This window comes from Acetoanaerobium sticklandii (genome assembly GCF_000196455.1).
Classification (GTDB): Bacteria; Bacillota; Clostridia; order Peptostreptococcales; family Filifactoraceae; genus Acetoanaerobium; species Acetoanaerobium sticklandii.
This window is the reverse complement of sequence record NC_014614.1, coordinates 737,135-756,372: the sequence shown is the minus strand read 5'-3', so window position 1 is coordinate 756,372 and position 19,238 is coordinate 737,135. Positions and strand designations below refer to the sequence as shown.

Genomic DNA, 19,238 nt, shown 5'->3' with positions numbered 1-19,238 from the left:
ACTTCCAAGGCTTAAAATCCCCACTAACGTATGGGTACACATCAACAGATGCTTTTAAAGTGCTGTTACTATTGATTGACCATATTTCATTAAATTTATTGCAGCGTTTTTATCTCTGTCATGCACTACTCCACATTCACTACATGCCCATTCTCTATCTGATAGTTGAAGTTTCTTATTCTTTGCACCACATTCTGAACAAGTTTTACTACTAGCATAAAATCTATCTGCTTCAATAAATTCTATATTATTCCATAAACATTTGTATTGCATTTGTCTATAAAATTCATAGAAACATTGTTCTTGAATTGCTTTAGATAGATGTTTATTTTTAAGCATACCACTAACATTTAAATCTTCTAAAACTACAAACATTGGTTTTCTGTTTATTATCTCAGAAGTTGTTTGATGTAAATAATTATGTCTTATGCCATTTAATCTTTTATGAGTTTTATTAATTTTTCTTTCAAGTTTAATTATATTTTTAGTTTTCTTAGGTCTTTCACCTTTTTTGTATACCTTATCTAGTTTAAGATTATCATATTTCCTGCTTACTTGTCTTTGTTGTCTTTTTAATCTTTTCTTTAATTGTTTTACTTTTTTAGTTTTATTAATGGTTTTATAAGTATTATCATCTGAACAAATAGCCAAATCTTTAATGCCTAAGTCCACTCCCAAGCCTTGATTGACAGGAGTTTCTAAACTATCTTCACATTCTACACCAACAGATACGAACCAATTTAAACCATCAAAACTTACTCTAGGATTGATATATTTAATATTCTTATCATGTGGTATCCTCTCATGTTCAGCTAATCTGACCCAGTTTATTTGTTGTTTGTTTTTCTTTTTACTATCTGTGAAACCTTCAAATTTAACATGAGTTCCTGTAAATTGAATTTTAATGTTATCTTGATAAAATTTAGGTTCGTCATGTTTTCTACTTTTAAATTTTGGGTATTTAGCTTGATCTTTGAAAAATCTTTTAAATGCCATACAACAATCCTTGATAGCTTGTTTAGTTACATTATTGCTTACACTATTTAACCATTGATATTCTTCCAATTTCTTTAATTGTGTAAATTCTTTTCTTAAATCGTTATCAGAAATGAACTTACCACCATTCTTATAATTTTCTTGTTGTCTAGCTAATGCCCAATTGTAGGCAAATCTTTTAGCACCTGCATATTGAAACAATGTAGTTCTTTGCTTGTTATTAGGTACTAACATTACTTTTATTCCTTTTATCATTTTCATTCACCTCGCTTTCACCATTGATTAATTCTCTTATTAATTTTTTAGCTTTATTTGCTCTTTTGCCTTGTAACTTACAACTAAAAACTGTTATTATTTGTACTAAATCTTCCACAAGTTCTTGTTGTTCTGATTTTTCAGTATTGTCAATTATTTCTATCTCACAATTATATAAACTTGCAAGGTACTCAACTAATTCATAGCCAAATCTTAATAATCTATCTTCATACAATACAACTACTTTATCAACTTTGTTTTGTGTTATTAATTTTAAAAGCTCTTTTAATCCTTTCTTTTTGTAATTAATTCCACTTCCTATATCTGATATTATTTCAAATGGTCTCCCTTGTGCAGTTAAATAAGTTTTCATATTTTGAATTTGTCTTTCTAAATCAACCCTTTGCTTATTGCTTGAAACTCTGCAATATCCAATAACTTTTCTATCCAAGTTAAGTTTAATATTCATAACTTGATTTAATTGTTCATGTGAATAATATCTGTAACCATTTGAAGAAGTATGATGTGGATGTAATTTTCCACTATTATCCCAATTTCTTAATGTTTGTGCTGATACTCCTAGTATTTTTGAAAACTCATTTATAGAATAATATTGACTCATATATATCTCCTTTAATTTGTGATTGTAATATTACACTAATATAAAAAGTTATAAAATCCAACACATGTTTATAACTTTTTATAATTTTTTTAACAGTTGATTACCTTCATGTCAATTTATACCTAGAAAAATAAATTTTTAATTTGCCAAATTTCTATATGATATAAATTCGTTTACACTATATTAATTAAGAGATTAGAGATGAATATTGGGTAAATATATTATCAAGCAATCAAAATTATTGAGGTGAGATTGATATGAAACCAGTAAAGCTATTAAAAGCAGTTTCTAAAAAATATGCTAAAGAGTCAGCAGATTCTGCATTTGAACTTTCTCATAGAAAGCACGTAACAGCTTATTCTAAAAAATTGGCTAAAAGTCGTCATTTAGATTCCAATCTAGCGCTGTTAATCGCCTATGGTCATGATCTTGGCAGAACCAAGGAAGGCTTTATAGGTAAAGGTCATGCTCTAGCTGGCTCTAATTTTTGCTCTAGTCTACTTAAAAGTGAAACAACTCTAAGCAATAAGAAAATTAAAAAAGTAGCTAAAGCAATATCTCTTCATTCAAAAAAGAAAATAATCGACGACAGCTACTGCGAGCTTATTAAAGATGCTGATTCTCTTGCTCACTATAAAGAAGGTTTAATTTCTCAAGATGATTGGGCAGAGCTTTATAGAGTTTATGCCTCAAAAATAAACTCTATAGATATAAAAGTTTCTCCTATTGATAATTGGCATGAAGTTTGGAAAAATAAACTTGAATCCTTATTAGAGGATATTGATTCCCAAGATATCTATTCGCCTTCATGGGTTCACAAAAAAAGAATAGCAATAAGGCAGCTTAAAATCATAAATAACTATTTTATAAAATTAGATAAAAGAAATAAAGAGTTTTTAAAATCCCTGAATGGCTTACTAAACACATATTTTCGTAGTCTTGAGAATCCAAGAAAATACTTTGTTCTAACCGAGTTTGTTAAGAGCTTAAATTTAGATTTAGAAGAGCTACAATTACTGCTAGAAGGTGACCTTGCTGAGTCCACTCAGGAAATAGAAATAATACTAAAGGATAATGATGTATATAACAAGCTAGCTCATCTAATTGAAATCTCAACAGAAAAGCTATATTTACCTTCTGATAAAATCATAAAGAAATATAAGCTAGATGCTATATGGACTAAGGAATATAAAAATTTCATAGATATTATTGCAAATTCAGAAAATGAATCTAACTATGATTTTCACGATGCTCGGATAATTGGAAAAAAATTTAAGTATCTATATGATTTGAATTTGATAGATTTTTCTTCAAAGCATCTTTACAAATTTATTGCTGATTTTCACAAAGCTAGCGGAGACCTTCATGACATAGATGATTTATATAATTATCTTAATAATTATTTAGATAGTGAGCTGAATATAGACGAGCTTTTCCTATCTATGAATCATGAAGAAGAGGCTTTATATGAGAAATGCTCTAGAGTAATATTTTTTTATAAGCTTCTTAAGAGAAATTAGTATTATGTCTTATTAGTATAAATCATTAACTATATAGGTATATTTTCTGAATATTGCCAACTATTTTTATTGTGCATCTTTTATCAAAGTCCTTGATTTTATTTTTTAGCATGCTATAATAATTTTTGTCCAAAAGATAGAATACTATTTTCCCACTCCCCCTTAGTATTTATCTTATAAAATAAACCTATCCGATTTTCGGATAGGTTTTTTGCATTACATATTGCTTGGTGCAGGCGATTTTACAACTATCAGCTCTAAAGTATCTTCATTAAGATTTTTTACGTTCATTTTTATTCCTTTAGGAATTTTTAATAAATTTCCAGCATCATATTCATGAACTCCTTGGTCATCTAAATCTATCGATAATTTCCCTCTTATTACTGACATATATACATTTGAATTTGAATAATGTTCAGGAAGACCTTCTTCCTTATTAAATACCATGTGAATATAATGTACGTTTTCATCCATAATTAATTTTTCTACAGCCTTTTCATTTCCAGTTGAGAATTTAAATACTTGTTCTACCATAAATTTTTCCTCCTAATTTATTATATTATCCAATAGACACTTTATTTTTCTTTCAAAATTTACTCACTAGGAATATCCTCAGTGCTTAAATATCTATTAAATATATACCCCATAATAAAGATTGCAATAACAGTGAAAACCCACCTTATAGTCATGAATTTTACTCCTAAAAATTTAGCTTCATTTGCAAGCATTGGTAGTTTTACTACTGCCCAAGAGCTAAGAACAATAACTACATTTCCTAAACTAGCACCTTTATCTAGTAGCATTTTAGAAATCGGAAAAGCTGCATATATCGGGCCTGCTGAAATACTTCCTAAAAACAGAGCTAACATATTTCCTTTCAATCCTGAGTCAGAGCCAAATCCTTTTATTATAGCTTCCTTTGGTATAAGTGCATCCAATACTACAGTAAGAAGATATACCACTGGCATAATCATAATCATTTCTACTAAATAATATGTGCTGTTACTAATAGCTTTTGTTGCTTTTTCTGGATTTAAAATAAATAACACTATATAGATGAAGGCTACAAACATTAGAGTCTTGTTTTTTCTCATAAATTTATTTATCTTCATAATATTACCCCCATCACTAAAGCTATAGCTATCGCAAATACAAAGCTAAGAGCATTCCTCAGCAATGCAAATTTAAAGCCAAACTTTTTCTTCTCAAGTGGGAAAGTAACTACTCCTACCATTGTTAAGGTCGTCAAAAATGCTACAGCTGGCACTATGCTAGCCCCTGCATCTACTAATGACCCCACCAGTGGAAAAGCTACAAATGCAGGAATAAGAGTAACGCTTCCTGCTAGTGCAGATATAATTGTTACAATTGGAGATTTTGATGACCCAAGAAAAGCTTTTATTGTCTCAGGTGGAATAAATGTCAGTACCAATCCAATTAAAAAGATAATGCCTAATATCTCTCCTATCATATTTTTCATCATACTTTTAGACTTTTTCATTGCTATAATAGTTTTTTTCTTGTCTTTAGTAATAGATATTACAAATAATATAATTGATATTGCCCAAAAACTAAGTGTAAATATATCCATACTCTCCCCCATTCTTACTTTTAAATCTAATTTACTCAAAGCTATTTTCATTCTTGCTTTATGAAAAGTATATCAGTATAATTATATAAAAAGAGTTACCAAGGTAACACATGGAGAAAATAATGAAAACAATTATAAAAAAATTAGAGGGGCTTTCACTTATAGATACTGTTTCTGATAAGGATCTAGAATATTACTTAAAATCCGGGCAGCTAAAGCTAGTCAAATATAAAAAAAATAGCATAATTCACTTTGATTCTGAACAGTGCTTAAAGGTTGAAATACTAGTATCTGGCAGAGTAGTTGTAAATAGAATAGACGAGGATGGGAATTTACTGAATGTGACTGAGTTTATAAGAGATGATTTAATAGGAGGAAATTTGATTTTTTCTAAAAATCCTTATTATCCTATGACTGTAGAAACTCATACAGATTCTGAGCTTCTAGAAATAGATAAAAAGCTTTTGTTTATGCTTTTATCTGAAAATGTAAACTTTCTAAGAATATTCTTAGAGCTTATATCAGACAATGCAATGATGCTTGGTGATAAAATCAAACATTATGTAAGTAAGACTATAAGACAAAGCTTATTAAGCTATTTTGACTACGAATCTAAAAAGCAAAATACCAATATCATAAAACTTAATATAACTAAAAAAGCTCTCGCTGAGAAAATAGGAGTTAGCCGTACCTCTATTTCACGAGAGCTTGCAAAAATGAAAGCTGAAGCTTTAATTGACTACTCTAAAAATCAAATTAAACTTCTTTATCTAGATTCTAAATAGCATTTTTTGACTTTAGTATTTTTAGAAAGATATCAATTCCATCTAAAAGCACGTCTGGTTCAAAATCGAATTCATGAGTGTGAAGTCCATGAATATGACCAAGCTCCTCATTCTGGCTTCCTAGCATGAAAAACAGACCTTGGACTTCCTTTTGGTAATATGAAAAATCTTCAGATATCATCAAATAATCCAAGTCTATATATTTAAGTGATTCGTCAGAAGTAATAAGGCTTTTGAACTGCTCATAAAGAGCTTCATCGTTATTTACTGCAGGATAGTCGTCATTTGTATTTACAGTTATAGTACAATTATGAGCTAATTCTAAGCCTTTTGCTATACTTATAACTCTAGCTTTGATAAAGTCATATACTTCATCTGAAAAAACTCTAAGAGTAGCTTCTAGATTTACTTTATCACATATGATATTTCGTCTGCTTCCGCCATGAATACTTCCAAATGTCAATACGGCTGGATTTATAGGGCTGACTTCTCTTGAAATAATTCCCTGTACCATATTTAAAAACTGACTTGCTATTAAAATAGCATCCTTGCCTTTATGAGGCGCTGCACCATGAGCGGCTTTTCCTAAAATTTCAACATCTATTTCACATATTCTTGCTAAAAAAGGACCTTTTTTACAGCCTATTTCTCCTTTTTTAAGCTCGGGATATATATGAAGTCCGTAAATTTCATCTATATTGTAATCTGTCATTAGGTTATTTTCTATCATAGGTTGAGCTCCGCCTGGTGCTTCCTCCGCAGGCTGAAATATAAATACTATATTATCTTTTGGAATTATTTTATTTGTTTTTATGTAATTTAGTAGTCCAAGAAGGATTGTCATATGTCCATCATGACCACAAAGGTGCTTGATTTGATTATTGCTGTTTAGAGCATCCATGTCCGCTCTAAAAGCAATAGTTTTACTTGGATCTAATCCTTTAATCATCCCTGAAACTGAAGTTTCAATATGGCTTTTATATGGATATCCCATCTTGTCTAGCTCATTTTTTATGTAAGCAGAAGTTTTATATTCCTGCATTCCTAGCTCTGGCATAGCATTTAAATTTGCTCTAGTGGAGTTTAGATAACTGATGAACTCATCATTAAAATTCCAAATATAATCTCTATTCATAAATACCTCCCTTTATATTTTTGATTTTGGAAAAGCACTGCTATGATTTTAACATCACGGCAGTGCTTTTAACTTACTCTTTATCTTCGTTTGTAACAGCAAACACATAAGGTATGTTTCTGTAATAATCTCCGTAGTTTAGTCCATAACCAACTACAAATTTATCTTCAATAGTAAAGCCTACATAATCTGGCTCCATAAATATTTGTCTTCTGCTTGGTTTATCCAAAAGAACACATGATGCTAGGCTCTTTGGATTCTTGGTCTTTAGATGCTCTAATACAAAATTCATAGTAATTCCAGAGTCTACTATATCATCTACTACCATAACATCGTATTCTTCTAAATCATCAGTAATATCCGCTTTCATTTGAACTTTTCCACTTGAAGTATCTGAATGTCCATAGCTCGATGTAGTCATAAATCCAATTTTAACAGGAATTGAAATCTTTCTTACTAAATCAGCTGTAAAAACAAAACTCCCTTTTAGTAAAGAAATAACATATAGGTTTTTGCCTTCATACTCCTTGCTAATTTGTTTTCCCATTTCAGTAATTCTTTGATTGATTTCTTCCTCAGAACACAAAACTTCCCATACTTTTTTATCAATATCCATTTCAAACCTCCATTAAAATTGTAATCCCGTAACAAAATTTAATCATATTTTGTTCTATCCGTTTTTTTCTGACTTATTCTTATTTCTCTAAGTACCTTTAAGATTTGGTTTAAGGTATATTGGATGCTTATGAGTATTATAAATAAAACTGCAATCAAAGTTATCAAAACGTTGTTATTCATTATACATTCCACCTTAAATATTTTAAAAAAAGACTAGGTTTCCCTAGTCTTTATGAAATTTTAGTTCCTAAATAAATATACATCTTCTTGTTTACATTTTCAACTGTTCCCTCTAAACCGAAACCTTTGAGCATACTAGACAATTCATTAGGATTATAATATTTGCAATATTCTCCTCTTATGATAGATTTGATTGATTCTACTTTATAGGACATGCAATTACAATCATTTTCTTTTATGAGAAGCTGACCACTATTTTTTAGCACCCTTACAATTTCTTTTAACACTCTTTTTTCATCTTTAAAGCTGTTAAAGCTCTCCAAAAAAATTACTTTATCGAAATATTCGTCTTGAAATGGCATATTATCGATGTTGCCACTTATAAACTCACAGCTCTCATTTAATAAATAATTGGTAGTATCTAAAGCCTGATCTTCACATTGAAGTATCTTTACCTCTGCTCCCATCTTTCTGATGTATTTGCCAATATTTTTGATATTTCCAAGTAGCAATACCCTTTCACCAAGTGATGGATTCACAACAGTAATGATATCCTCTAAAGAATCATCTTTTTCATGAGCTAGATTTTTTTTAAGACTTCGTATACACTCAATCTCCATTTTTGACATTTCTACAGTTTCACCCTCTAATTATCATAATGTAATAATGTACATATCAATTATATCATACTATTTAATACTTTTCATCTCGGAAAGCCCAAAGCGAGAATATTACTATTATAATCAAGGCAGTATAAAATATCAATCACAAAAAGCTATTATTTAGAATAAATATATTGATATATTTTTCTGTTAATGGCACAATAATCTTTGTAATATAATATATGTCAAATTACGAGGTGGTATAGTGTTTGAAAAGTCATCCGAAGAACTTGCTTTAAATAAGTTATATATTCTATATATATTAAATAAAATGCAGCTTCCTCTTACTAATGGTCAAATAACAAATATATTTATTGAAAATGATTTGCTCGATTATTTTTCTCTTCAGGAGTACTTATATCAGCTTAAGGAAGCTGAGCTTGTCAACTTGACAAACAAAAACAATCTAGACTACTATTCAATTTCTGAAAAAGGAAAAATCGCGCTTAATTATTTTACTAATAGAATAGATAGTGATAAAAAAGAAAGCCTAGATATATTTGTACACAAAAACAAAGAAAATATAATAAGAGATAGAGAGGTTAAGGCAGAATTTAAAAAACTAGCTGACGGACAGTTTGATGTAAAACTAGAAATTATAGATAACAACCGTCCCTATATCAGCATATCTTTAAATGTACCTACTAACAAAACTGCCAATATAATAGCTGAAAACTGGAAAAATAACGCATCAAATTTATATAGTTCAATAATAGAAACCTTAATCAAAAAACCATAAACTACTCAGGAGGACCCCATGCTAAAATATAAAACACAAGGAACTTGCTCAAGAGAAATAATCTTCGATATAGAAGACAATACTATTAAATCTGCAGAATTCGTAGGTGGATGTCCAGGTAATCTAATTGGAATTTCATCTTTAGTTAAAGATATGGATATTCACGAGGCTATCACTAGACTTGAAGGAATCACCTGCGGAAATAAAACAACCTCATGTCCTGACCAGCTTTCCAATGCTCTTAAAGAATATCTTAATGCTAGCTTCGAAATAGCTTAATCTATTTTCATAAAAATACCTCCAAAGATAAAGTATTAATATAAATTAATTAGACCATATCCTTTGGAGGCATCATATAATTATAGGCTCAGTTTTTTAATATCAGTTCTAAAGAGAATCATTCATTTTATTAATTAGGGTTCTTACTTCCCCTATCATATAAAGAGATCCGGCATATACTACAGCTTCTTTTTCTCCATTTATCATACTTGCTTTTTCTACAGCATCTTTAATATTTTTAGAAACCTCAACTTGTTTTTCAAACGCTTTTACTTTTTGGGCTAAATCCTCTGCTGTCATAGCTCTGTCACTGTTCGGCCTAGCTGTTATTACTTTATCAACTACCGGAAGAAGTATTCCAAGTACTTTATTTATATCCTTATCTCTAAGCATCCCAAATACAAGAGTAACTTTGTAATCAGATAAATACTTTCTTATAGCCTGAGCTAAAACCTCTGCTCCATCTTCATTGTGAGCACCATCAATTATAGTAATTGGTTCTTTTACAAGCAGCTCTAATCTACCAGCCCATTTTGTTTCATTTAGTCCTTGTCTTAAATGCTCATTTGTAAACTCAGCTAATTTATTATCTCTAAGGACCTTAAGTGCAGTTACTGCCGTAAGAGCATTTTTACTTTGGTGATCTCCTATTAAAGAAATAGCAAGCTTTTCAAAGCTTTCTCCTGAAATATTCATAGTCATTTTTTGACCGTAAAGAGACTTTTCACTAATGCTCACATTTGATGACTCCACTTGATAAACTGGAGCATTTTTCAATTTTGCTTGCTCATATATCACAGCTGATGCTTCTTCTTTTTGTGGATATAATACTAGCGGAACTGAATTTTTAATAATTCCTGCTTTTTCAAAAGCTATTCCTGCAAGACTATCTCCAAGCTGGTCTACATGGTCTATGCTAAGCGAAGTAATTATTGTAAGTATAGGATTATCAATGACATTTGTAGCGTCATATCTTCCTCCGAGTCCTACTTCTAGAACTAAGTAATCTACATTTTCAAGTGCAAAATATAAAAATCCAACTGCTGTAGTTACTTCAAACTCTGTCGGATGAGGTCTCCCATCTGCTACCATTATTTCAATTTTTTCCTTGACTATCTCAACCAAATCTGCCAATCTTTGATCTTCTACATTTATTCCGTTAATTCTCATTCTTTCATTAAAAACTTCAAGGAAAGGCGAGGTATAAAGCCCCACCTTATACCCTGCCTTTGTGAGTACAGAGGAGATAAATGAGCACGTAGAGCCCTTGCCATTTGTTCCTGCAACATGAATTACTTTAACTTTATTTTGTGGATTATCTAGTAAATTGAGTAAATAAGATATATTTTCAGTACCTTTTTTTATTCCTAAAGAATAAGTTGAAGATATATAAGATAGTGCCTGTTCATAATTCATTGTTTGCAAGCTCCTTTGCCTAAAGTTTTGCTTTTACATTTTCTAATCTTTGGTTTACCGCATCTAGCATCTGCTCGAATTTATCCTGCTTAGCTTTTTCTTCATCTACAAGAGCTTGAGGTGCTTTTGCAAGGAATCCTTGATTATTAAGCTTTCCTACAACTCTTTTTATTTCACTTTCTAGTTTGTCTTTTTCTTTTGTAAGCCTTTCAAGCTCTTTTTCAAAATCGACTAGCTCATCCATAGGGATAAATAGTTTTGCACCATCTAAAACTACACTTACAGCATCTTCTGGAACTAGGTCTTCATTATCCATATAGCTTACTTCTGAGGCTGAAGCTAGAGCAGTAAAGTAGTTTTCTCCTTCTTTTATCACAGCTTTTATAGCTGAACTTGAAACAACTAAAAGCTTAGCTTTTCTAGAAGGTGGAACATTCATCTCAGCTCTTAAATTTCTAAGATTTCTAATTGCATTTATGATGATATCCATTTTTTCTTCTTCTGATTTAAATTCATCTGCTTCTTGATATACTGGCCAGCTTGATACTATGATTTTTTCTTCTTTTTCCATGTAAGACCAAATTTCTTCAGTAATAAATGGCATAAACGGATGAAGAAGCTTTAAAATTTTTTCAAGTACATAGGTTAGAGTATATACAGCAGAATCCTTTGAGATACTATCTTCTGAATATAATCTTTGCTTCACTAGCTCTATATACCAATCGCAGAACTCTGACCATGCAAAATCGTATACCTTTGATACAGCTATTCCAAGCTCAAACTTATCCATATTTTCGGTCATTTCTTTAGATAAGCTGTTAACTCTTGAAATTATCCACTTATCAGAAAGCTCAAGAGCCTCATTTACATCTTCTCTTTTAAATTCTTTCTTTTGTGAGTTTTCAAGATTCATAAAGATAAATCTAGATGCATTCCAGATTTTATTTGCAAAGTTTCTAGATGCTTCCACTCTTTCCATATAGAATCTCATGTCATTTCCAGGAGAGTTTCCTGTAGCTAATGTAAATCTCAGTGCATCAGCTCCATAAGTATCTATTATTTCAAGAGGATCGATTCCATTACCAAGTGATTTGCTCATTTTTCTACCTTCACTATCTCTTACTAGTCCATGGATGAATACATGGCTAAATGGAACCTCATCAAGTACATATAAGGCTGAAAAAACCATACGAATAACCCAGAAGAATATAATGTCATATCCAGTAACTAGAACAGAGGTAGGATAAAACTTGAGCATTTCCGCTGTCTGCTGTGGCCAGCCTAAGGTAGAAAACGGCCAAAGAGCTGATGAAAACCAAGTGTCTAGTACATCCTCATCCTGCTTAATATTATTACTTTTACATTTAGGACAGATGTGTGGCTTGCTATCAGCTACCATTATCTCATCACAATCCTGACAGTAATACGCTGGAATTCTATGTCCCCACCAAAGCTGTCTAGATATACACCAGTCTCTTATGTTATTAAGCCAGTTAAGATACGTTTTATCAAATCTATCAGGTACTAATTTCAAATCCCCGGTTTCTAGAGCAAGAGTAGCTGGAGCAGCAAGGTCCTTCATCTTTACAAACCACTGTCTAGATACAAGAGGCTCTACTACATTATGACATCTATAGCAATGACCTACATTGTGATTATGTTCTTTTACTTTTACTAAAAGCCCCATTTCATCTAAGTCTTTTACTATTGCTTTTCTGCATTCAAATCTTGTCATGCCAGCATACTTACCAGCTTTTTCATTCATAGTTCCGTCTTCATTCATAACTATGAGCTTTTCTAAACCATGTCTTTCTCCTACTTCAAAGTCATTTGGGTCATGAGCAGGAGTAATCTTAACTGCTCCAGTACCAAACTCCATATCTACGTAGTCGTCCTCTATAACAGGTATCTCTCTGTTTAAAATAGGAAGTATAAGAGTTTTTCCTACCAAATGCTTAAATCTATCATCGTTAGGATTAACAGCTACAGCTGTATCTCCAAGGATAGTCTCTGGTCTAGTAGTAGCTATTTCTATAACTTCATCACTATCTTTTACTTTGTAATTTACATGATAAAAATTACCAGCAACCTCATCATGCTCTACTTCTGCATCAGAAAGTGAAGTCTTGCAATCCACACACCAGTTAATTATTCTATTTCCTCTATAGATATATCCATCGTTGTATAATCTTACAAAGAATTCAGTAACTGCTTTATTACAGCCTTCATCCATAGTAAAGCGTTCTCTTTCCCAGTCGCAAGAATCTCCAAGCTTTTTCATTTGCTCAACAATCTTGCCACCAAACTCTTCCTTCCATACCCAAGCACGCTTTAAGAATTCATCTCTTCCTAATTCTTCCTTAGATAATCCTTCTTGTTCCTTAATTCTTTCAACTACCTTAACTTCTGTTGCTATACTGGCATGGTCAGTTCCTGGTTGCCAAAGAGTATTAAAGCCCTGCATTCTTTTCCATCTGATAAGTATGTCCTGAAGCGTATGGTCAAGTGCATGCCCCATATGAAGCTGGCCTGTGATATTTGGTGGTGGAAGAACTATAGAATATGATGGCTGTCCAGCCTTCATTCTTGCTTTGAAGTAGCCTCCTTCTTCCCACTGCTTATAAATTCTCGATTCAAATTCTTTCGGATCATAATTTTTTGGAAGATTTGTCATGATTTTCCCTCCTAATATTTTTGCATATAAAAAGCCCCTCATCCATAATTTAAGGACGAAGGGACTCATTCGCGGTACCACCTTAATTCTGCTAAAAGCAGCTCTCAAACCCTTTAACGCAGGGATACGTCTTTCCTACTAAGCTCAGAAAGAAGGCTCCAAAGCTACATCAGATATCTTTCACTGCAAAACCTCTCAGCCTATGAGTTTTGCTCTCTTGAGTTTCCAAAATCAGACCTCTTTTTCACAGCCACTTTATCTTTATATTAGAGATTATTATGGTATTAGTTTTATATACATCATTATACAATAAGATACATATAAACTTTTAACCATAAATGAAACTTATTAGAAAATATATTACCATAGTTTATGAAAAATTTAAACAAAATTTGTCCTAAATTTGTCCAAATAGAAAAAAGAGAGTAAACCCTTTGCAGAAATTATTATACGAAAACAATACTTTATTTGATTTTATTATATGGGTTACTTCTCAAAAGTTCATATAAAGTTATTTCTTCTTTTATTTTCCAATCACAGATAAAACCATTTGAAGAAATTTTCTTTGAGAATTTTTCAGTCAAAACAACGCAAGGTAAAGGTAATGTTTCTCCATATATTCTTACTTCTGCAAATACTATTTCATTCTTCTGATGAAATAGTATTGAATGAGCATCTTCTGGCACTTTATAGTAATCTAGGATATTACTTTCATTATATAAGTGCTTGACAAATTGATTTTCTCCTCCTTTAATAATCCAGTTTCTCAGTTTATCAAACTCTGGAAGTAATGCAATTTCATGCCCATATAAATATGCAAATGTGTTAAAAGCTGTTTTTCCTAAAAACCTTAAATATCTTTCATCTATTCTTAAGTATCCACCAGCTTTCACATTTTTTTCCGTATTTATTGTCTTTGATTCTTTAATATCTTCTAGAGATATCTTTGAAATATAGTCTTCAATATTTTGATTAATTTCACTTATATTAGAAAACATATACCATCTATCTTTTAAAAATCCCAGAACAAAATTTTTTTTAGATACTTTTTTTTCTTTTACTTCTTCTAATAATTCCATTTTAAAATATTTAAGTTGCTCAAAAAATATCAATTGTTGTTCATGGGTATCACCAATATCACTATTACAATGAAAACTTATTTCATTTTTTTCATTTAATCGTATTTGCGGTATAAGTTTAGGCTCTCCTAACTCTAAATATCCTAAATTTACTAATTCATTTTCGGATTCCATAATCAAAATTGGAGATTTTGTTCTCTTTTTATCAGATGAAGAGCCTCTTTTCCCAGGTCCATAGAAATATCTGTTTAATGAAATTGGAGAGTTTCTTAAAACTTCTAACTCCATTGCTGAAAAAATTCTATTTGCTTGATCGGACACCATTCCTAAAGGAAGTGTCCTTGACCCTCCAATACCAGCACTTATTACATGCTCTTTTGTTTTGTAAGTAAGTTCCAAATCATCTTTATAATAAATACATTTATTCACATGTACCACTCACTTTCCTAGTCAGTAGTCTAGAAAGTTGTAGAATATAAATTTATATCATTCCAAACTGTATGAAAGTATTTCTTATATCGTCCAGTTTTCCTTCTAGACACGGATGCTTTCTAACTTCTATATTTATTCTATTTTTTGATACCTTATGTAAAAGTTCTAGATAAATAAGGATAGTAAATATCTTCTACTTAACATTATGAATAAATTTAATAAAAATTCTCTAAGACGAATATTCTTTTAAAGGCTTATTTAGAATTTTGTTATATATCAAGTTGTTTTGCCAATATAATCTGTTAGTCTTTATGATTGTTAACTTCTACGTTATCAATCTTTTCTTTTTTTCTATATCTATATTTTTAAAGCTCATTCTACACAAAAAAATTGCAAGAGATAAAATAGATATTATTAGTATCCCTCTTATATTAGTATTTACTGGCAAAATATTTATAAATGTAGAAAAAACAATAATACTAGCTACTCCATCACTTCTTGATTTATCAATTTTACTTAATTTAAAAAAATAGTATATTGTCATTATTGATAATATACATATTATCACAACAGAAATCATATTTTTTTCTCCTTAGTTCATCTTAATAACAACCTTAAGAGGTATTTTCATATACCGTTAGATTTCTGATGAAATTATTATTTATTAGATTATAAGCATTAATATATTTGCTTACTCTTTTAAGTTGTTTTCTTCTACGATACCAAGCTTTTCTTTCTTTTCTATATCTTTAAAACCCTTCCTTAATAAGACAGCTGAAAGAGAAAACATAAATAAAAGTATCATATCTTTTAATTCTGTTTCAATAGGTAGTAGATTATTAACTGCAGGAGTTAGAATAATAAGGGTAGAAAGAACTTCACTTTTCGTTTTATCAATTTTTCTTAGCTTAAAAAAATAATACATTGAAACTATATATAAAACAAACATTAATAATAATGTCATCCTAACATATCTCCTTTTACTCAGTATCTATAGAACTAACTATAACAGGTATTTTCATAAATTCTTTATCATCTAATTCTATACTTATATAGTATACGCCACTTTTTTCAAACTCGACCGTAAAAGTAGTGATGGATGTAAAAAAATAATTTTGAGCTTCTAGCTGTTTCTCTCTTGATGAAATAGCTTCTCCTGATGTATCAATAAGCGTAATTTTTTCTTTATATACTCCCTCTTGAAGAATCCAAGAAACAACAAAGTCAAACTCTGCTATTTCTTTATTATAAAATTGACTACTTACATTAATTAAGTTAAGATTACCATTTGATAGCTCTTAGATTTCTTTGCATATTATAGCTGATTGTAATATTGTCATATATTATCTATCACAATACAAAAGCCCTAAATATTGTAATTTCAATACTCAAGACTTTTGTTTATTATCCTCACTATTATATCGTATGATTTTTAGATTTTTTTACCCGTTCCAGTACCAGTTCCAATTAAAACTTATGTTGATATTATTCTTATTAGTTTATAAGCATTAATATATTTGGTTACTCTTTTAAGTTGTTTTCTTCTAAGATGCCACGTTTTCTTTCTTTTCTATATCTTTAAATCCCTTCCTTAATAATACAGCTGAAAGAGAAAACATAAATAAAAGTATAACATCTTTTAATTCTGTTTCTATAGGTAATAGATTGTTATAGAATGTTAGTATAAATATAGTCAAGAGGAAATTGTTAAATTCCATCTATAATAATTTTAGTCCCAGCCAAATGTCTGAGCCATATCTAGTAGCTTTTCCTTTTGCTCTTCATAGCCCTCAATAAAAATTGTCTTGCAGTAATTAATTTTATATTCTCCTGCTATCATTTTTGCGGCAAAGGAAAGACAAGTAGCACAGCCACAGCTTTTGCAATTTGTTTTTGGAAGATACTTATAAACTTCTATAGTAGATGGGTTTGCTCTTCTCTCGTACAAAGGTGTAATATTTGACTTGCTATCATAAGTAGAGTTCACTAGCTCCATAACCATATCCATTATTTCATATGCATCAAACTCGTTTACAGCTTTTGATACAGATAATTTTGTAGGATGCAGAGTAATTAATCTAAATTCTTTTTTAAAGGTCAGGCTATTTGAGCTAACATTGTAAATAGCCGATTTCATCTTGGCATTTAAATATGGAAAGATTTCTGAAATATCCTTATCAAAAATTGCATGAAACTTAACTCTATTAAAATCAGCCGTACATGGCTCAATAAAATCAAGCATAATACTTTCTAATAGTTTCCCCATGATATTCTCCTATCTCCCTAAATACTAAGCTTCATTTGAAATTTCTACAAGAGCCTCATAAAGCTTATCAATATCCTCTTTAGTATTAAAATAACCTATCCCAATTCTTGCCGTTCCTGTTTTTATAGTCCCTATTAATTCATGAGCTAGAGGAGCACAGTGCAGTCCTGCCCTTATCATAATATCGTAATTTTTATCGAGTTTATATGCTATATCTTCACAGCGCATTCCTTCAATATTAAAAGATATAACCATAGCCGAATCCTTTGATTCATCTGGTCCATAAAGCTTTACTTTCTCGATTTTTTTTAGTAGCTCATAAGCATAGGCTCTTAGCTCTTTTTCTTTATTATGTATGGTCTTGATTCCCTCATTGTCTATATATTCAAGAGCCGATTTTAGTCCTGCTATTCCACTTATATTCAATGTTCCTACTTCAAGCTTATTTGGATAGTAATCCACTTGATAAGGATATGCAGAGTCTCCCCCAGTTCCACCTTGCTTTATAGGATTAAAATCTACGCTTTCTCTGATTGCAAGTCCACCAGTTCCCATTGGCCCCATAAGTGACTTGTGCCCAGTAAATGCAATTATATCTATATTATCTCTTTGCATATCTATATCAAAAGCTCCTGCTGTCTGAGCCGTATCCACTAAAAATAGTACATTGTGTCTTTTCGCTATCTCACCTATTTGCGCTATAGGCTGGATACTTCCCAGAACATTTGAAGCATGTGTAAAGATTATAAGCTTTGTATTTTTATTAATCAAAGCTTCTACATCTTCAGCTTTTGTAGTTCCGTCTTTGTCACAGGAAGCATTCGAAATAGTTATGCCTTTATCTCTTTCCATGGTCTTGAGACATCTCCAAACAACGTTATGCTCCAAGGAGCTTGTTATGACATGGTCATTTTCTTCAAGTATTCCATAAAGAGCCATATTTATGGCTTCAGTTACATTTAAAGTAAAAATGACCTTCTTAGGGTCATTTTGATTGAATAGTTTAGAGATAAGCTTTCTAGTATCGTAAACTATCTTATCAGCGACCATTGCTTTTTTATATCCGCCTCTGCCTGATGAAACTCCTATATCCACCATGAAATCAAATACTGCTTTAGCAACTTGACTCGGCTTTGGATATGATGTGGCTCCATTATCAAGATAGATTCCCATACTATTCTCCCCTAACTGCATATTATTTAGTTTTATTATATCACAGTTGGATATTTTTGTATTAATATACTTCATTTTAGAATAAAAATCAAAATTATATATTTATTTTGTACTCTCTATATATTTCTAAAGATTGTTTTAATTAAAACAACATTACTAATTAAGTTCTAGTCGCTCTCCTCTAGTAATATATACTATTTTTTCACATACATTAGTAAGATGATCAGCTATTCTCTCTAGATATCTGCCTATAAAAAGAAGCTTAGTACCTTGGCTTATATTTTCTCTGTTTTCGTGAATCTTTAGTAAAATCTCATTATATATATCCTTATAAATTTCATCTATCATCTCATCATCTCTGCTCACTTCTATTGCAAGATCTGCATCTAGCTCCTTAAAGCTAATTTTTGTAGCATCTATCATATTTAGTATGATATCTCTCATTTTAGGTATGTCTTTTAGTTCTTTCATAAGAGGCTCTTTACCTATAAGGATTACCTCTCTAGCAATATTTACGCAGTAATCACCCATACGCTCTAAATCAGTGACCATTTTAATAAGAGAAAACAAAGTTCTTAAGTCCTTTGCCTTTGGTTGCTGTAAAGCAATCAGCTCAATACATTTTTCTTCAATTTGGTTCATTTTCTCATCTATTCTGTCGTCAAATTTGAATATTTCTCTTGCTCCATGAACATCTTGCTCTTCTAAAGTCCTTATAACCTCTGTTAGTATATCTCTTACCATATCCATCATCCCTAAAACCTGAGAAGAAAGATATTTTAAATCATTGTCAAACCCTTCTCTTATCATCATATC

The 19,238-nt window shown here is 30.7% G+C and carries 21 protein-coding genes and 1 other annotated feature; of the genes, 4 read left to right on the top strand and 17 right to left on the bottom strand.

What is annotated here, in order from left to right; translation table 11 throughout:
• Positions 1–54 precede the first annotated feature (54 nt).
• Complete coding sequence (locus tag CLOST_RS03440) at positions 55–1,251, bottom strand: RNA-guided endonuclease InsQ/TnpB family protein (RefSeq protein WP_041487093.1); 1,197 nt, start codon at positions 1,249–1,251, stop codon at positions 55–57.
• Positions 1,217–1,873: an IS607 family transposase gene (locus CLOST_RS03435; RefSeq protein ID WP_013360854.1), complete on the bottom strand. Its 657-nt coding sequence runs from the start codon at positions 1,871–1,873 to the stop codon at positions 1,217–1,219. Before CLOST_RS03435 ends, CLOST_RS03440 begins: the two co-directional genes overlap by 35 nt.
• Before the next feature lie 257 nt (positions 1,874–2,130).
• Here CLOST_RS03435 and CLOST_RS03430 point away from each other — a divergent pair, with 257 nt between their 5' ends.
• Complete coding sequence (locus CLOST_RS03430; RefSeq protein WP_013360853.1) at positions 2,131–3,393, top strand: HD domain-containing protein; 1,263 nt, start codon at positions 2,131–2,133, stop codon at positions 3,391–3,393.
• A gap of 216 nt (positions 3,394–3,609) precedes the next feature.
• Here the strand turns inward: CLOST_RS03430 and CLOST_RS03425 are convergent, their stop codons facing one another.
• From CLOST_RS03425 to CLOST_RS03415, 3 genes are read right to left on the bottom strand one after another with little or no spacing between them, the layout of a single operon-like run.
• Positions 3,610–3,927, bottom strand: coding sequence for a cupin domain-containing protein (locus CLOST_RS03425; RefSeq protein WP_013360852.1), 318 nt, complete (start codon positions 3,925–3,927; stop codon positions 3,610–3,612).
• A 59-nt stretch (positions 3,928–3,986) separates the two neighbouring features.
• On the bottom strand, positions 3,987–4,505 hold the full coding sequence (locus tag CLOST_RS03420) for a permease (protein WP_041487325.1): 519 nt from the start codon (positions 4,503–4,505) through the stop codon (positions 3,987–3,989).
• A complete protein-coding gene (locus CLOST_RS03415) occupies positions 4,502–4,984 on the bottom strand; it encodes a permease (protein ID WP_013360850.1) in 483 nt (160 codons plus the stop codon). The genes CLOST_RS03420 and CLOST_RS03415 overlap by 4 nt, the downstream gene beginning before the upstream one ends.
• A gap of 122 nt (positions 4,985–5,106) precedes the next feature.
• Between CLOST_RS03415 and CLOST_RS03410 the strand changes: the two genes are divergently transcribed.
• On the top strand, positions 5,107–5,769 hold the full coding sequence (locus tag CLOST_RS03410; RefSeq protein WP_041487092.1) for a Crp/Fnr family transcriptional regulator: 663 nt from the start codon (positions 5,107–5,109) through the stop codon (positions 5,767–5,769).
• On the opposite strand, the gene CLOST_RS03405 is transcribed toward CLOST_RS03410, so the two are convergent.
• From CLOST_RS03405 to CLOST_RS03395, 4 genes are all read right to left on the bottom strand, one after another.
• The gene (locus CLOST_RS03405) at positions 5,762–6,904 is read right to left on the bottom strand and encodes a M20 metallopeptidase family protein (RefSeq protein ID WP_013360848.1); all 1,143 of its coding nucleotides are present in this window, start codon (positions 6,902–6,904) and stop codon (positions 5,762–5,764) included. The genes CLOST_RS03410 and CLOST_RS03405 overlap by 8 nt on opposite strands.
• Before the next feature lie 73 nt (positions 6,905–6,977).
• Positions 6,978–7,520 (bottom strand): hypoxanthine phosphoribosyltransferase, encoded by a 543-nt coding sequence (hpt, locus tag CLOST_RS03400; RefSeq protein ID WP_013360847.1) that lies wholly within the window; start codon positions 7,518–7,520, stop codon positions 6,978–6,980.
• A gap of 38 nt (positions 7,521–7,558) precedes the next feature.
• Positions 7,559–7,702, bottom strand: a complete 144-nt coding sequence (locus CLOST_RS13995; protein WP_013360846.1) for a hypothetical protein — start codon at positions 7,700–7,702, stop codon at positions 7,559–7,561.
• A 50-nt stretch (positions 7,703–7,752) separates the two neighbouring features.
• On the bottom strand, positions 7,753–8,331 hold the full coding sequence (locus CLOST_RS03395) for a class I SAM-dependent methyltransferase (RefSeq protein ID WP_013360845.1): 579 nt from the start codon (positions 8,329–8,331) through the stop codon (positions 7,753–7,755).
• Between the two features lie 238 nt (positions 8,332–8,569).
• Between CLOST_RS03395 and CLOST_RS03390 the strand changes: the two genes are divergently transcribed.
• Positions 8,570–9,103: a DUF4364 family protein gene (locus CLOST_RS03390; protein ID WP_013360844.1), complete on the top strand. Its 534-nt coding sequence runs from the start codon at positions 8,570–8,572 to the stop codon at positions 9,101–9,103.
• 18 nt (positions 9,104–9,121) lie between these two features.
• On the top strand, positions 9,122–9,382 hold the full coding sequence (locus CLOST_RS03385; protein ID WP_013360843.1) for a TIGR03905 family TSCPD domain-containing protein: 261 nt from the start codon (positions 9,122–9,124) through the stop codon (positions 9,380–9,382).
• A gap of 108 nt (positions 9,383–9,490) precedes the next feature.
• On the opposite strand, the gene CLOST_RS03380 is transcribed toward CLOST_RS03385, so the two are convergent.
• The 8 genes from CLOST_RS03380 to phoU all read right to left on the bottom strand — a co-directional run bounded on the left by CLOST_RS03380 (position 9,491) and on the right by phoU (position 19,232).
• Positions 9,491–10,798 carry a bifunctional folylpolyglutamate synthase/dihydrofolate synthase gene (locus tag CLOST_RS03380; RefSeq protein ID WP_013360842.1) on the bottom strand — a complete coding sequence of 436 codons (1,308 nt, stop codon included), beginning with the start codon at positions 10,796–10,798 and terminating at the stop codon, positions 9,491–9,493.
• 19 nt (positions 10,799–10,817) lie between these two features.
• The gene (locus CLOST_RS03375) at positions 10,818–13,472 is read right to left on the bottom strand and encodes a valine--tRNA ligase (RefSeq protein WP_013360841.1); all 2,655 of its coding nucleotides are present in this window, start codon (positions 13,470–13,472) and stop codon (positions 10,818–10,820) included.
• Between the two features lie 48 nt (positions 13,473–13,520).
• Positions 13,521–13,729, bottom strand: a binding site (T-box leader).
• A 207-nt stretch (positions 13,730–13,936) separates the two neighbouring features.
• Positions 13,937–14,980: a hypothetical protein gene (locus CLOST_RS03370; protein ID WP_013360840.1), complete on the bottom strand. Its 1,044-nt coding sequence runs from the start codon at positions 14,978–14,980 to the stop codon at positions 13,937–13,939.
• A 328-nt stretch (positions 14,981–15,308) separates the two neighbouring features.
• Positions 15,309–15,563 carry a hypothetical protein gene (locus tag CLOST_RS03365; RefSeq protein ID WP_013360839.1) on the bottom strand — a complete coding sequence of 85 codons (255 nt, stop codon included), beginning with the start codon at positions 15,561–15,563 and terminating at the stop codon, positions 15,309–15,311.
• A 111-nt stretch (positions 15,564–15,674) separates the two neighbouring features.
• Positions 15,675–15,947 (bottom strand): hypothetical protein, encoded by a 273-nt coding sequence (locus CLOST_RS03360; RefSeq protein WP_041487090.1) that lies wholly within the window; start codon positions 15,945–15,947, stop codon positions 15,675–15,677.
• Between the two features lie 765 nt (positions 15,948–16,712).
• Positions 16,713–17,249, bottom strand: coding sequence for a (Fe-S)-binding protein (locus CLOST_RS14075; RefSeq protein ID WP_013360836.1), 537 nt, complete (start codon positions 17,247–17,249; stop codon positions 16,713–16,715).
• A 24-nt stretch (positions 17,250–17,273) separates the two neighbouring features.
• Positions 17,274–18,422 (bottom strand): aminotransferase class V-fold PLP-dependent enzyme, encoded by a 1,149-nt coding sequence (locus tag CLOST_RS03350; RefSeq protein ID WP_013360835.1) that lies wholly within the window; start codon positions 18,420–18,422, stop codon positions 17,274–17,276.
• 156 nt (positions 18,423–18,578) lie between these two features.
• Entirely contained in the window at positions 18,579–19,232 is a 654-nt protein-coding gene (phoU, locus tag CLOST_RS03345) for a phosphate signaling complex protein PhoU (protein ID WP_041487089.1), read from the bottom strand.
• Positions 19,233–19,238: the final 6 nt, after the last annotated feature.

Coding starts and splice junctions, on each gene's coding strand:
- CLOST_RS03440 (WP_041487093.1), bottom strand. CDS start 1,251: ATGATAAAAGGAATAAAAGTAATGTTAGTACCTAATAACAAGCAAAGA.
- CLOST_RS03435 (WP_013360854.1), bottom strand. CDS start 1,873: ATGAGTCAATATTATTCTATAAATGAGTTTTCAAAAATACTAGGAGTA.
- CLOST_RS03430 (WP_013360853.1), top strand. CDS start 2,131: ATGAAACCAGTAAAGCTATTAAAAGCAGTTTCTAAAAAATATGCTAAA.
- CLOST_RS03425 (WP_013360852.1), bottom strand. CDS start 3,927: ATGGTAGAACAAGTATTTAAATTCTCAACTGGAAATGAAAAGGCTGTA.
- CLOST_RS03420 (WP_041487325.1), bottom strand. CDS start 4,505: ATGAAGATAAATAAATTTATGAGAAAAAACAAGACTCTAATGTTTGTA.
- CLOST_RS03415 (WP_013360850.1), bottom strand. CDS start 4,984: ATGGATATATTTACACTTAGTTTTTGGGCAATATCAATTATATTATTT.
- CLOST_RS03410 (WP_041487092.1), top strand. CDS start 5,107: ATGAAAACAATTATAAAAAAATTAGAGGGGCTTTCACTTATAGATACT.
- CLOST_RS03405 (WP_013360848.1), bottom strand. CDS start 6,904: ATGAATAGAGATTATATTTGGAATTTTAATGATGAGTTCATCAGTTAT.
- hpt (WP_013360847.1), bottom strand. CDS start 7,520: ATGGATATTGATAAAAAAGTATGGGAAGTTTTGTGTTCTGAGGAAGAA.
- CLOST_RS13995 (WP_013360846.1), bottom strand. CDS start 7,702: ATGAATAACAACGTTTTGATAACTTTGATTGCAGTTTTATTTATAATA.
- CLOST_RS03395 (WP_013360845.1), bottom strand. CDS start 8,331: ATGTCAAAAATGGAGATTGAGTGTATACGAAGTCTTAAAAAAAATCTA.
- CLOST_RS03385 (WP_013360843.1), top strand. CDS start 9,122: ATGCTAAAATATAAAACACAAGGAACTTGCTCAAGAGAAATAATCTTC.
- CLOST_RS03380 (WP_013360842.1), bottom strand. CDS start 10,798: ATGAATTATGAACAGGCACTATCTTATATATCTTCAACTTATTCTTTA.
- CLOST_RS03375 (WP_013360841.1), bottom strand. CDS start 13,472: ATGACAAATCTTCCAAAAAATTATGATCCGAAAGAATTTGAATCGAGA.
- CLOST_RS03365 (WP_013360839.1), bottom strand. CDS start 15,563: ATGATTTCTGTTGTGATAATATGTATATTATCAATAATGACAATATAC.
- CLOST_RS03360 (WP_041487090.1), bottom strand. CDS start 15,947: ATGACATTATTATTAATGTTTGTTTTATATATAGTTTCAATGTATTAT.
- CLOST_RS14075 (WP_013360836.1), bottom strand. CDS start 17,249: ATGGGGAAACTATTAGAAAGTATTATGCTTGATTTTATTGAGCCATGT.
- CLOST_RS03350 (WP_013360835.1), bottom strand. CDS start 18,422: ATGGGAATCTATCTTGATAATGGAGCCACATCATATCCAAAGCCGAGT.
- phoU (WP_041487089.1), bottom strand. CDS start 19,232: ATGATAAGAGAAGGGTTTGACAATGATTTAAAATATCTTTCTTCTCAG.